Source organism: Mesorhizobium sp. AD1-1, from assembly GCF_020164655.1.
Lineage (GTDB): Bacteria > Pseudomonadota > Alphaproteobacteria > Rhizobiales > Rhizobiaceae > Mesorhizobium > Mesorhizobium ciceri.
In genome coordinates this window covers 171,574-184,065 of the sequence record NZ_JAIUGP010000012.1, presented here as the reverse complement: position 1 = coordinate 184,065, position 12,492 = coordinate 171,574, and the positions used below count along the sequence as shown (strand labels likewise).

The window sequence follows — 12,492 nt, the reverse complement described above, 5'->3', positions numbered from 1 at the left end:
GACCGGGAAAGCGCCGTGGTGCTTTCCCCGACAATTCGGGTGCGGCCCAGCCCAAGACGCGGCCGGCGGACAATGCAACACCGGATTTCTCGACAACAGCTGGTCCTCCGCTGGCATCCGCGGCGGCGACCACGACAATTTTGGGGCGGCAGACAACAATGAAAATTCTTCTTCTCGCAACGGCCTTCATTCTCGCGCCGCTCGGTGCGGCGTGTGCGGCTGATATCAATGAGGTTTCGCCTGTTGCATCCGGCTACGACTGGTCCGGACTCTATGCCGGCGTCGACATCGGCTACGCGGCCGGAAAATCCAATCTGTTCATCGCCGGCGGCGGACTGGGCGGGGCCACCGATCTCAATGTCTCCACCGATCCGAACGGATTTATCGGCGGTGTCCATATCGGCGCCAATTACCAGATGGAGAACAGCTTCGTGATCGGCGCCGAGGCCGACATCATGTACAGCAATATAGATGGGCTGACGGCCCTCGACGCCGGCGGCGGCGGCGTCACCACGTTGCTCAAGAGCGAACTCAAATGGTCCGGGTCGGCGCGGCTGCGGGCCGGCTATGCTTTCGATCGGACCTTGCCCTACATCACCGCCGGCGTCGCCGCGGCCAAGTATGAACTGATTGCGGTCAGCGCCGGTGGCCCTGCCGCCGAAGTAACGCTCCACAGCGACAGCCATGTCGGCTGGACCGTTGGCGCCGGCATCGAGCACGCCTTCACCGACAGGTGGATCGCTCGAGCCGAATATCGCTACTCGGACTTCGGCAGCCAGGACCTCTCGGTGGCCGCCGGCCTGCCCACGGAAACCCATGTCGACCTCCAGACACAGGATATCCGGGTCGGGCTCAGCTACAAGTTCTGATCCGCTGAAGCTGCTGATCTCCCCTTGAGGGGGGTGAGGAGTGGTCCGCGCAGCGGACGGAAAGCCAATCGCTTGGCTTTCCGAACGACGAACGCCTGGAGCGAAAGCGAAGGGCCGGGTCCGGCAGGCCAGAGGGGGCGGTCCGGCTGGGCTCGGCCTGCTGTTGCGGATGACGTTGGCGCTTTACGCGCGGCGACCCCCTCTGTCGTCTCCGCGGCGCTTTGTTCTTGATCTCACGGTTAGTGGCACGCGAATAGGCGTCGAGCGGAGCCGCAGGGTCAGCGCCGGGCGAGGGGGGGACGGCACAGACAACGGCGATCCTTGATGCTTGTCCATGAAATCCGCGAAGTCCAGAAGGATGCGGGCGGCGCGGCTCATGAACCGGGCAAGTTCCTTATTGTTTGTCTTGTCGTAGATAGACCCTGCCGAGGAACGCCGGCTCGCCGGAGCGCCGGCCGCCCAATGAGCCTGCCACCAGCACGACAAGCGTCAGCAAGTACGGCAAAGTCATCATGAGATAGACAGGAACGTCGGCGCCTATGGCTTGTAGTCTAGGCACAAGCGCATCCGCGCTTCCGAAAAGAAGCGCACCCCAGAGAGCTCGAGCCGCGTTCCAGCGCGAAAAGATGACGAGCGCAACGGCAATCCAGCCGCGCGACGCGACCATTCCCTCCACCCAGACATGACTTGTGGCGACTGAGAGATAGGCTCCGGCGAGACCACAAAACAGCCCGGACGCCAGGACAGCCCCGAACTGAACCAGTTGCACGTCGATACCCGCGACATCCGCGGCGGCCGGGTTTTCCCCGACGGACCTCAACCTGAGGCCATGTCGGCTTTTGGAAAGCCACCACCAGAGCGCGCCGACCAGGGTCGGCAGCGCCAGCGTAACCGGGTCCTGCACCGCGAAAATGCGGCCGAATGCCGAACCGCGGTCTATCCCGAAGAGGTCGCCAAGTGTGGAAATGCCAGAAAAGGTCTTCTGCACGTAGGGTCGCCCCACGACCCCGGTGATGCCCAGTCCGATTGCGACGACGGCTAGGCCGGCGAGCGTATGATTGGCGCGCAAGGCGACTGTCGATATTCCAAACAGCAGAGCGAGAGCCATCGCGGCCGCTGAGCCGGCGGCAAGACCAACCCAAGGATCGGCTCCGGAAAGCACCGTCATCGCGCCGGTCATAGCACTGATCGCCATGAGCCCTTCCGCTCCAAGATTGAGAACGCCGGCTCTTTCGCAGATAATGAGGCCGAGGCTCGCCAGCAGCAACGGTGCCGCATAGCTCGGAATGATGGCAATCCAGCCGATCAGAAAATCCATGCAACTGTCCCTTCCTAGTTCTTGGGCCGTTTGAGCGAATAGGAGCTGAAGAACTGCGCCATCAAAATCGACATCAGTACCGCGCCTTGCATCAGCACGATCATCGCTTCGGAGATCGAGTAGAAAACCTTCAGGACATTCCCGGCGGTGAACACCGCGCCGAGCGCGAAAGAGATCACGACCACCCACAATGGCTTCGCGCGGGCCAGGTAGGCGATCACGATCGCGCTGAAGAGATAGCCGTTGCCGACGGACTGGTTGAGGCGGTGCTCCGTCCCCGCCACGATCATCATGCCGGCAACGCCTGAGAGAGCGCCGGAGAGCAGCACGAGCCCCACGGCTATGCTGAGCACCGGCAGGCCCGTGGCGAGCGCGGCCTTGGCGTTGAAACCTACAGCATCCGCGTAGAAGCCGACCCGGCTGTGTTCCATGACGAACCAGATGGACAATGCGATAACGGCGACCAGGAAGATTCCGGCATGCAACTGCCCCCATCCCAGAACGAGAAACCAGCTCGCCTCGGGAAAGGTGGCGGTCACGGGAAAGCTGTTGGAAGGGTCTCTCCAGACCCCGAACAGAAGATGCTGCACGAGCAGAAACGCGACGCTTCCCAGCAGCAGGGTCGAAATAACCTCGTTAACGCCCCACTTGAGTTTCAGAAAAAGCGGAATCGCAATCCAGGCGGCTCCCGCAAGCGCCGCCAGAACGAACATCGTCGGCAACCTCAGCACTTCAGGCCCGCTGCCGTTCAGCGCCACCCAGGTTGACGCGATCGCGCCGAGCCATAGCTGGCCCTCCACGCCGATGTTCCAAAACCGCACGCGCATGGCAACGCCGGAGGCGAGGCCGACTAGCACCAACGGTAAAGCGGCCGTCGCCGTCTGGGAGAGGCCGTCCGAGGTCAGAAAAGTTGCAATCAGGAACTCATCCACAAGAGCGCTTGCCGGCACGCCCGTATGCACGAGCAGCACCGCCGAAACCGTCAGCCCGACCAACAGTCCGCCAACATAACTGAGACTGGTCAACAAGAAGCCGGGATTTTGCCTGCGAACAAGGAAAGCTGTGTCAAGCATGGCCTGCTAAAAGGCCTCCTATCCATTCAGGCGTGACGTCGCCGGTCTGACGGCAGCCGGCGATCCTTCCTCTGTTCATGACGGCCACCCGATGGGACAGGGACATGACCTCCTGGAGATCCTCGCTGATCAGAAGGCAAGCCGCGCCGGCTTCCACAGCTCCGCGGATCGCCGATCGGACGAACTCGGCCGCTTTCATGTCCAGCCCGCGAGAAGGGGAATGCGCTATGAGAACCTTCAGGCCGTGATCGAGCTCCCGCGCGAGCAACACTTTCTGCGCGTTTCCTCCCGAGAGCAAAGAGGCCGGCCGTTCCGGCGTCGCGCCGCGGATATCGAACGCATCGATGGCCTCGGCGGCCTTCTCGCGCATCGCCCGCCGGCTCAGGAGAAACGGGCCGCCGAAGCTACCGCTGGCGACGGTCGTGAGCGCGAGATTGTCGGCAATGGAAAGCTCCCGGATCAACCCGCTGTCAAAGCGGTCGGAGGGGATGACGCGCAAGCCGGCCTCGCGGCGCTGGTCTGGCTTGGCGGTGGATATGTCCTGGCCATCCAGTACGATCGCGCCGGCGCCGGCACGGTCGAGTCCGAGAAGGCAGGCAACGAGTTCCTCCTGCCCGTTCCCGCCGACGCCGGCGATGCCAAGGATTTCGCCTACATGCAGCTCGAACCCGAGATCGTTCAGGCTTTGCCCGTGAGCGGTCGCCCGTGCGGAAAGCCTTTCCACGCTCAGACACACATCACCCGGCCGAGATAACGGCCTGCCCGCAACCGTCAAGGCATCGCCGACCATCAACCGCGCCACCTCCGCTTCGGTGACGTTCGCAACCCGCGCACCCTCAAGTACGGTCTCGCCGTGCCGCATGATCGTTACCCGGTCGCAGAAAGCGGCAACCTCCCGGAACTTGTGCGTGATCAGAACCACGGCGTGACCTTGCCTCGACAATCGTTGGGCAAAAGAGAGGAGCGTGCGCGCTTCCTCGTCGGTCAGCACCGCCGTCGGTTCGTCCATGACCAGAATTCGGGCGCCCAGAAGCATGACCTTGATGATCTCGGCGCGCTGGCGTTCGGCGATCGAAAGATTCGCTACCAGCTTGTGCGGATCGACGGGCAGGCCGATCTCGCTCGACTTGGCGGAAACGATCGCCGCCGCATCGGTCAGCGTTTTCACAGCAGCCTTGCGGCCGAAGCCGAGGAGAACATTTTCGGCAACCGTAAAACTCTCGACCAGCCGGAAATGCTGATGGACCATGCCGAGACCGGCGGCGGCGGCTTCCAGCGGGCTGCGCAAACTGATCGCTTCGCCGTCGATCGATTGGTCGCCCCCGTCTGCTACATAGACGCCGGCCGCCACGTTCATCAAAGTGGACTTGCCTGCACCGTTCTCACCGACAATGGCATGCACCTCCCCCCATTCGAGACAGAAGGACGCATCGCGGAGCGCGGCTTTGCCGTCAAACGACTTGCCTATGCCGCGCATCAACAGAGCCGCCGGCGTGCCCAGCGGTTGTCGCATGTCGCCCGCTTGCTGAAGCGCCGTCGTCATTACTTCGCCGGCATGGTGCCGATGACACCGTCGACGAAATAGTCCATCGACCAGAGCGCCGCATCGTCGACCTTCCCGCCGACATCGACAACGATGGTGCCGTCTTGCTTTTTCAGAGGGCCCTGGAATGGATCAAGCTTGCCGGCGATGATCTCCTGCTTTGCTGCCTCGACCTTTGCCTTGGTCTCCTCGGAAACCGAGGGGCCAAAAGGAGCAAGCTCGACCACGCCGGTTTCAAGGCCTTCGAAAGCGCCGTATTCCTCGGGTTTCCAGTTGCCGTCGATGATCTCCTTGATCGTCGGCACAAGATATTTCTCCCAGCGGAAGATGACGGAGGTCTGGATCGTCCGCGGCGCGGCATGCGACATGTCGAGCTGAAAGCCTATCGAAGGAACGCCTGCCTTTTCGGCGGCGTCGAGCGCCGAGGTCGCGCTCAGATTCGTGGCGAGCACGTCGGCCTTCTGGTCGAGAATGGCCTGGGCGATCTGCCCTTCCTTCACCGGGTCCCACCAGGAGTTGGCGAAGACCGCGACCGTTTCGATCGTAGGATCGACCGAACGGGCCCCGAGTGCAAAACTGTTGATATCCCAGTTCACCACGCCGACCGGAAAGCCGGCGAGGATGCCGATCTTCTTTGTCTTCGTCGCCTGTCCTGCCGCGATGCCTGCAAGGTACCAACCCTGGTAAGTGCGGGCATAGAAGCTTTCCATGTTGGCCCCATTCTCCGTGCCCGAAGCACTGAGAAACGCCACATTCGGATAGGCTTTGGCCGCTTCGGCCATTGGGGCGCTGTAGCCATAGGTGGTGCCGATTATGATGTTGAAGCCGCGCTTGACGTAGAGATCGATCGCCGCGCGCAGCTTCGTGGCCTCTTCCGGTATGTTCTCCGTCACCGAGACGGGCACCTGTAGCTGTTCCTCCAAGGCCTTGCGCCCGGCCTCGAGGGCTTCGTTCCATCCGCCGTCTTGCGCTGAACTTGCGTAGATGAACGCGACCTTGGGCGCCCCTTCCAGAGTAAAGGCATAAGCGCCGGACGTAGCACAGAATACGAAAACCGTGGCCGCCGCCGCGAACAGGCGAACCGAGTCGGACGGCTTCGTGTTGCGCTCTTTCATTTCGTGGTTCCCCTTGTTTTTCTTTGATTTTCTCAGCCGGAAGCACGCCGCGCCCATGCAGCTTCCCTGCACGGTGACGATTGCCGCCGGAGCGTCTTTTTTGATTTGGCAAAAGCGAATTGGCTCTTGTGCAGTGCATAACAGCCGATTACGTTCGTTCATGCAACAAAAATAATCATGCTCATTTTTTGGGCACTTTGTGCAGAAATGTGAACGATCAAATGAACACCGATGCTCTGGCATCATTTGTAAAAATCGCGGAACTGCGGTCATTGTCGGCCGCGGCGAAGTTGTACGGCCTGCCCAAATCCACGCTCAGTCTCCGGCTCAAGCAGCTTGAAGACGATCTGAAGGTCGCTCTGTTCGAGCGCTCCGGCCGTGTCCTGTTGCTCACGGAAGCAGGGCAAACCCTGCTCGGGCACGCGCGGCAGATCCTGCAAAGCTGCGATACGGCGCGGGCCGCCGTGACGGAACTGAGCGACGACGTGACCGGAACCTTGCGGATCGGCGCCACGGGGGAGTTCGGCACGGCCTACTACACGCAGATGCTCATGGCGTTCAGAAAGCTCTACCCCAAGGTGGAAATCGAACTCACCTTCTTTTCGCCGCACGTTCTCTACGCGCCAGAGAGCCTCGATATGCTCGACGCCGTGATTTCATGGGACGAAGGTATCGAAGTCGGCGAAACGCTCTCCACCGCAAAATTCGCACTCTTTGCCAGCAAGAGTTATGTCGAGCGTGCCGGGATGCCACGAAAACCCGCCGATTTGGCGGAACACCAGGGCATTGTCTATCGCACCTCGGCGGGCCTGCAGCACTGGCGGCTACAGAAAGGTACCGCGCAGGAAAGTATCTTGCCGCGCAGCAACCTGATCGCCAACGAATACTGGACTATCAAGTACTTCGCCGTTGCGGGCGAGGGCATTGCCTATCTACCGCACTTCTTCACCACGATCGAGTGTGAACGCGGCCACCTCATTCCGTTGCTCGACACATGGGAGTCCGCGGAAAAGCGGGTCAGCATCCGCATATCGCGCCCGCACGCCCCATCGCGTAAGATGACCGCGTTCATGGATGTCTGCGGCCGCTACTTCTCGCCCGGCTTCGTTTTCACGGGGCCGCGCTACTACGTCGAAACAATCTTCGACGCAAGCCAGCAAGAAAAGGGAACAGAAAAATGAAGGTCCTTGAAACCGGTAATGGCGCGCGTGCAATGAAAGGGGGAGGGCTCGACCCGCAGCGTGTCAGCTTCGACAAGATCCCGATCATCGATCTCGAGCCCATGTTCGCAGGCAACGAGGCGGCCAAGCGAAAGCTCGCCCAGGAACTACGCAAGGCCTGCACGGAAGTCGGCTTCCTCTATATCAAGAACCATCACGTTCCGAAGGATGTCATCGATGCCACGTTTGGGGTGGCGGAGGTGTATTTCGCCGAATCCGATGACGTGAAGATGGAGAATCACGTTTCCAAGTCAAAGAATAATCGCGGTTATGCGGCAATATTGGAAGAGAATACGGATCCGACCGCGCGCGGAGACCTGCACGAATCCTATGATATTGCGCTGGATGTGCCAGCCGACGATCCGGACGTGAAGGCCGGCAAAGTACTCTACGGTCCCAACCAGTGGCCAGCGGGCAGGCCGGAATTCCGAACGGCACTGGAAGCCTACCATGCCGAGATGCTGACGCTGAGTGGCCACCTGCTCCATGCCTTTGCTCTGGCTCTTGGGTTGGAGGAGACATATTTCGACCTGCTGGTCGGCAAGCCGCTCGCAACTTTGCGGGTGCTCCACTATCCACCGCAGTTTGGCGAGATCGATGACCGCCAGATCGGCATTGGGGCGCATTCGGACTATGAGTGCTTCACGATCCTGGCCCAGAAGGATGGTATTTCAGCCTTGCAGGTACTGAATGCAACTGGCGAGTGGATTGCGGCCGATCCCGTCCCCGGCTGCTTCGTCGTCAATGTGGGAGATCAGATGGCGCGTTGGACCAATGACCTTTTCGCCTCGACCGTCCACCGCGCGGTGAACCGTTCCGGCAAAGAACGCTATTCGATCCCGTTCTTCTTCGGTCCAAACTATGATGCCGTGATCGAGGTGCTTCCCAGTTGCATTGATGAGGATCATCCTGCGAAGTACCCTCCGATCACGTCGGGCGAATACGTCAACGGCCGCTTCAAGGCGACATTTGCGCACTATGCCGCGCAAAGCGAGGCCGGCGCCGAAACCGCGGCTTAAGCGGATAATCCTGTCATGCGCGGCCGCTCCTGTGGCCGCGCATCGCATACCCGCCGTCCGTTGACCGAGATCAATATGATAGCACCCTCGATGGGTAGCGTCGGGTTAACTGGTTAGCCATGGCGTCACCAGAAGAACCCATTTCGGTTTGACGGTGGATGTGGCTAATTTTTCGGCTTTGAGGGCTTGGTGGAGCGCGGTCTTGCCGATTTGGGCTTTGAGCAGCAACGGAGCAGAAAACCTGCATAAGGAAGTCACGGCTCGTCGTCCGGGTCAGCGGTTTTCGGATCGCGTGGCGGGCCTCGGTTTCGGCTATGGTCGCGGCAAGGCACAGCCAGTCGGCGATGCTGAGGGGGGTAATGTTTTCAGGGGGCATTTTGCCGGTGCCAAAATGGATGTCGCTCATGGTCTTACCCCTTGATGGTTGCGCGAGTGCTGAAGGTGAAAGTGTGGAGGGAGCACCACCGCCCGAAGCTGCGGCCTGGCCTCCCCACAAGGGGACCCTCAAGGGGGAGATCGGCCACCGCCCTTAAATCAGCTTCTCCAGCGTGATCGGCAGATCCCTGATCCTCTTTCCCGTCGCATGGAACACCGCGTTGGCAATCGCCGGCGCCACGCCGACAATGGCCAGTTCGCCAACGCCCTTGCCGCCGAGCACCGAGGAATGCAGGTCGGGGATGCCGACCGAGATCACCTCGATGTCGGGGATGTCGGCATTGGTCGGCACGAGGTAGTCGGCGAGGTTGTCATTGACGATGCGGCCGTGGCGGCGGTCGACGATGCCTTCTTCCAATAGCGCCTGGCCGATGCCCATGATGATGCCGCCCTTCCATTGGCTTTCGGCAAGTTTCGGGTTGTAGAGCCGGCCCGAATCCAGCGCCGACACCACGCGCGATACACGCACCGTGCCAAAGTCCTCGTCGACGCGCACCTCGATGAAATGCGCGCACCAGGAGTGGCGGGAATAGTCGCCCTCGGTGTGCGGCACCGACATGGCGATGGTGGTGTAGTTCTTGTAGCGATCCTCTGGCGTCGAATTGGCCGGCATGGTGTCGCCGGTGGCTTCGATGTGGTCGCGGCCGACGCTCTTGAGCAGTTCGGCGACGGAGACATCGGGGCCGTCGCCGCGCGGCGAAGCGATACGGCCATTGGCGACGACCAGCGTGTTGGCCTGCAACGCGTGGAAGGGCGAGCGTGGATCGCTGATGGCGAGGCCCACCAACTGGTCGAGGGCCGAGGTTGCCGCCTTGTAGACCGCACCCGTCATCACGCCGGCCAGCCGCGAACCGCCGGTGACGCCGGCGCGCGGAAAGCGGGAGTCACCGAGCTTCACCACCACGTCGTCAGCTCGTACGCCGACGGTTTCGGCGGCGGTCTGCGCCAGGATCGTGTAGGTGCCCTGGCCCATGTCGATCGAGGAGCTTTCGACCTCGACCGAACCATCGGCCAGGATGCGCACGAGCGCCTCGCCATAGGCGCGTCGCACCGGATAGGTGCCGGCGGCGACGCCCCAGCCGATCAACTGGTTGCCGTCGCGCATCGAGCGCGGTTCGGGTGTGCGCCTGGACCAGCCGAAGCGTTCGGCGCCTGCAGCAAAAGCCTCGCGCAACTGCCTGGTCGACCAGGCTTTTTTGGCATGTGGATCCTGCTCGGCATAGTTTCGGAGCCGGATCTCCAGCGGATCGATGCCGACCTCGTAGGCAAGCTCGTCGATGGCGCTTTCGATGCCGAAGGCCGAAGGGTTTTCGCCCGGCGCGCGCATGGCGCCCGGCACCACCGAATTGACCCGTACGACATTCTGCTTCGAGGAGAAATTCGGCGTTGTGTACATGATCGAGGTGACCGATCCGAGCGGCTCGACCCACATGCCGTCGATGGATGTTTCATTGACGCCGCGATGCACGATCGACTGGATCTTTCCCTGCACGTCGGCGCCGATCGTCACCGTCTGGCGCGTCGCCGCGCGGCCGCCATAGCCGGTAAAAGTCTGCGGCCGGGTCATCACCAGCCGCACCGGCCGGCCGAGCATTTTGGCCGCACAGGCGGCCACCGCGCCATGGCTGAGCGCCAGCGCCTTGGAGCCGAAGCCGCCGCCAATATAGGGCGACACCAGCCGCACGTTCTCGAACGGCACACCGAACCACTCGGCATAGGTGCGCGCCATGCCGTCCAGCCATTGGCTCGGCTCCCACACGGTGAGCCGGTCGCCCTCCCAGCGGGCGATCAGGCCATGCGGCTCCATCGGCGCCTGGTACTCGCGCGGCGTGTTGTAGGCGGCGCAGATGCGGACCGGCGCCGAGGCAAACGCACCTTGCGCGTCGCCCCACTCCTTGGTCATGGCGTCGATCGCGATGCCATCGCCGGCCTTGCCGTCGCTGAGGTCAACGATGGCAGGCGTTTCCTCATAGCTGACCTTGACCAGTGCCGCCGCCGCGACCGCCCGCTCGAAGGTCTCGGCGACCACGGCGGCGACATGCTGACCCGAAAAGGTGATGTCGCGCGCGAGCGGGCAATACGGCTTGTCGGGCGGCGGCGTGCCGAACCAGTCCGCCGCGGTTTTCAGGCTGATGATGGTGTCCGGCGTCAGCACCTGCAGCACGCCGGGCGCCACCTCGGCGGCAGTGGTGTCGATCGCGCGCACCTTGCCCGATGCAATCGTGCTCTCGACCAGGACGGCGTAGGCGAGGCCTTCGAGCTGCTGCTCGACGGCGTATTTCGCCGCACCGGTGATCTTGGCCGGGCCGTCGATGCGCGACAGCCGGCCGCCGACGGCTTCGGCAAAAGCGCCGTCGGACGCATCCCCATGCCTGATGTTGTGAACGGTCATGCCGTCTCTCCCAATTTGCGGATGGCGCGGGCGACGACGCGCGGCGCCAGTTCGACCTTGTAGTGGTTGGCGCCATGATCGACAGAGCCTTCGACGGCGAGCAGGCTGGCGGCGCGCACAGTGTCCGGCTCCAGCACCTTGCCCTTCAGCGCGTTTTCCACGGCCCGCGCACGCCACGGCTTGGTCGCGACGCCGCCAAGCGCGACGCGCAAATCGCGGATCGTTCGGCCGTCGGGTTCGAACTCTATGCCGACCGCCGCGCTCGCGGCGGCAAACTCATAGGATTGCCGGTCGCGGATCTTGAGATAAGTCGAACGCCGGGCAGAGGCCGAGCCGGGGATCTCGATCGCGGTGATCATCTCGCCCGGTTCGATCGCGTGCTCCCTGTCCGGCGTGGTGCCGGGCAGCAGGAAAAAGTCGTCGACCGGGATGTGGCGCTCGCCCAGATGCACGATCGCATCGAAGGCGACCAGCGCCACGGCGAGGTCGCCCGGATACATGGCGATGCACGCGTTGCTGATGCCAAGCACCGCATGGCCACGGGTAACGCCGCCGATCGCCGAACAGCCAGAGCCGGGCTCACGCTTGTTGCAGGCTGGGAAATTCGCAGGATCGCGGAAATAAGGGCAGCGCGTGCGCTGCATCAGATTGCCGCCGATAGTCGCCATGTTGCGGATCTGCGCGGAAGCCGCCTGCCACAGGGCTTCCGATACCGCAGGAAAGCGGCTTTTGATGTCGGCATGGTCGGCGACATGGCTCATCCTGGCCAGCGCGCCGATGGTGGCGCCGCGTTCGTTCACCTCGATCCTGTCCAACCCTTTGAGATGAGCGATGTCGACCAGCGTCTCGGGCTCGGCGACGCCGCATTTGGCGAGGTCGATCAGCGTGGTGCCGCCGGCCAAGAGCATGGCGCCGGGCAGGGCGGCCGCCTGGCGTGCCGCATCGAGCGAATTGGCGCGCACATACGAAAAATCCCTCATGATGCGGCCTCCAATGCTGCCTGGCGGACAGCGGCGACGATGTGCGGATAGGCGCCGCAGCGGCAGACGTTGCCGGCCATATACTCGCGGATTTCTTCGTCGGAGCCGGCATGGCCTTCGCGGATGCAGGCGACCGCCGACATGATCTGGCCCGGCGTACAATAGCCGCACTGGAAGGCGTCCTGTTCGAGGAAGGCAGCCTGCACGGGATGCATTTCGCCCTCCCGTGCAAGCCCCTCTATGGTGGTGACGGTGCGGCCCTCGACTTGTGCGGCCAGCGTCAGGCAGGCCAGCACGCGCTCGCCGTCGATATGCACGGTGCAGGCGCCGCACTGGCCGTGGTCGCAGCCCTTCTTGGTTCCGGTCAGGCCGAGGCGATCGCGCAAGGCATCGAGCAGCGTGACGCGCGGCTCGAGTTGCAGATCGTGATCACGGCCGTTGATGTCGAGATGAACTGGGATCGTTGTTTTGGTCATGGGCGTCGGGCTCCAGTTGCTTGACGCGAAGTCGTTGATTTCATCTTTGGCA

General features: G+C 62.6%; 11 protein-coding genes. 3 read left to right on the top strand and 8 right to left on the bottom strand.

The features are described 5' to 3' along the window. Positions 1-158 precede the first annotated feature (158 nt). A complete protein-coding gene (locus tag LB519_RS22260) occupies positions 159-869 on the top strand; it encodes an outer membrane protein (RefSeq protein ID WP_224621208.1) in 711 nt (236 codons plus the stop codon). 394 nt (positions 870-1,263) lie between these two features. On the opposite strand, the gene LB519_RS22255 is transcribed toward LB519_RS22260, so the two are convergent. Genes LB519_RS22255 through LB519_RS22240 form a run of 4 tightly spaced genes read right to left on the bottom strand, consistent with a single transcriptional unit; the run spans position 1,264 to position 6,164 of the window. Then, positions 1,264-2,187, bottom strand: coding sequence for an ABC transporter permease (locus LB519_RS22255; protein WP_064993944.1), 924 nt, complete (start codon positions 2,185-2,187; stop codon positions 1,264-1,266). 14 nt (positions 2,188-2,201) lie between these two features. Beyond that, positions 2,202-3,260 (bottom strand): ABC transporter permease, encoded by a 1,059-nt coding sequence (locus tag LB519_RS22250; protein ID WP_224621207.1) that lies wholly within the window; start codon positions 3,258-3,260, stop codon positions 2,202-2,204. Further along, complete coding sequence (locus LB519_RS22245) at positions 3,253-4,803, bottom strand: ABC transporter ATP-binding protein (protein WP_224621206.1); 1,551 nt, start codon at positions 4,801-4,803, stop codon at positions 3,253-3,255. The genes LB519_RS22250 and LB519_RS22245 overlap by 8 nt, the downstream gene beginning before the upstream one ends. Further along, entirely contained in the window at positions 4,803-6,164 is a 1,362-nt protein-coding gene (locus LB519_RS22240) for a BMP family ABC transporter substrate-binding protein (RefSeq protein ID WP_164919906.1), read from the bottom strand. The genes LB519_RS22245 and LB519_RS22240 overlap by 1 nt, the downstream gene beginning before the upstream one ends. On the opposite strand from LB519_RS22240, the gene LB519_RS22235 reads away from it, so the two are divergent. Beyond that, positions 6,140-7,099, top strand: a complete 960-nt coding sequence (locus LB519_RS22235; RefSeq protein ID WP_013530698.1) for a LysR family transcriptional regulator — start codon at positions 6,140-6,142, stop codon at positions 7,097-7,099. The genes LB519_RS22240 and LB519_RS22235 overlap by 25 nt on opposite strands. Next, the gene (locus tag LB519_RS22230) at positions 7,096-8,157 is read left to right on the top strand and encodes an isopenicillin N synthase family dioxygenase (protein WP_164919907.1); all 1,062 of its coding nucleotides are present in this window, start codon (positions 7,096-7,098) and stop codon (positions 8,155-8,157) included. The genes LB519_RS22235 and LB519_RS22230 overlap by 4 nt, the downstream gene beginning before the upstream one ends. A gap of 70 nt (positions 8,158-8,227) precedes the next feature. On the opposite strand, the gene LB519_RS22225 is transcribed toward LB519_RS22230, so the two are convergent. From LB519_RS22225 to LB519_RS22210, 4 genes are all read right to left on the bottom strand, one after another. Then, on the bottom strand, positions 8,228-8,563 hold the full coding sequence (locus LB519_RS22225; protein ID WP_224621205.1) for a hypothetical protein: 336 nt from the start codon (positions 8,561-8,563) through the stop codon (positions 8,228-8,230). Between the two features lie 123 nt (positions 8,564-8,686). Then, complete coding sequence (locus LB519_RS22220) at positions 8,687-10,984, bottom strand: xanthine dehydrogenase family protein molybdopterin-binding subunit (protein WP_224621204.1); 2,298 nt, start codon at positions 10,982-10,984, stop codon at positions 8,687-8,689. After that, positions 10,981-11,964, bottom strand: a complete 984-nt coding sequence (locus LB519_RS22215) for an FAD binding domain-containing protein (RefSeq protein WP_224621203.1) — start codon at positions 11,962-11,964, stop codon at positions 10,981-10,983. The genes LB519_RS22220 and LB519_RS22215 overlap by 4 nt, the downstream gene beginning before the upstream one ends. Then, a complete protein-coding gene (locus LB519_RS22210; protein ID WP_224621201.1) occupies positions 11,961-12,440 on the bottom strand; it encodes a (2Fe-2S)-binding protein in 480 nt (159 codons plus the stop codon). Before LB519_RS22210 ends, LB519_RS22215 begins: the two co-directional genes overlap by 4 nt. Between the last annotated feature and the right edge of the window lie 52 nt (positions 12,441-12,492).

Coding starts and splice junctions, on each gene's coding strand:
- LB519_RS22260 (WP_224621208.1), top strand. CDS start 159: ATGAAAATTCTTCTTCTCGCAACGGCCTTCATTCTCGCGCCGCTCGGT.
- LB519_RS22255 (WP_064993944.1), bottom strand. CDS start 2,187: ATGGATTTTCTGATCGGCTGGATTGCCATCATTCCGAGCTATGCGGCA.
- LB519_RS22250 (WP_224621207.1), bottom strand. CDS start 3,260: ATGCTTGACACAGCTTTCCTTGTTCGCAGGCAAAATCCCGGCTTCTTG.
- LB519_RS22245 (WP_224621206.1), bottom strand. CDS start 4,803: ATGACGACGGCGCTTCAGCAAGCGGGCGACATGCGACAACCGCTGGGC.
- LB519_RS22235 (WP_013530698.1), top strand. CDS start 6,140: ATGAACACCGATGCTCTGGCATCATTTGTAAAAATCGCGGAACTGCGG.
- LB519_RS22240 (WP_164919906.1), bottom strand. CDS start 6,164: ATGATGCCAGAGCATCGGTGTTCATTTGATCGTTCACATTTCTGCACA.
- LB519_RS22230 (WP_164919907.1), top strand. CDS start 7,096: ATGAAGGTCCTTGAAACCGGTAATGGCGCGCGTGCAATGAAAGGGGGA.
- LB519_RS22225 (WP_224621205.1), bottom strand. CDS start 8,563: ATGAGCGACATCCATTTTGGCACCGGCAAAATGCCCCCTGAAAACATT.
- LB519_RS22220 (WP_224621204.1), bottom strand. CDS start 10,984: ATGACCGTTCACAACATCAGGCATGGGGATGCGTCCGACGGCGCTTTT.
- LB519_RS22215 (WP_224621203.1), bottom strand. CDS start 11,964: ATGAGGGATTTTTCGTATGTGCGCGCCAATTCGCTCGATGCGGCACGC.
- LB519_RS22210 (WP_224621201.1), bottom strand. CDS start 12,440: ATGACCAAAACAACGATCCCAGTTCATCTCGACATCAACGGCCGTGAT.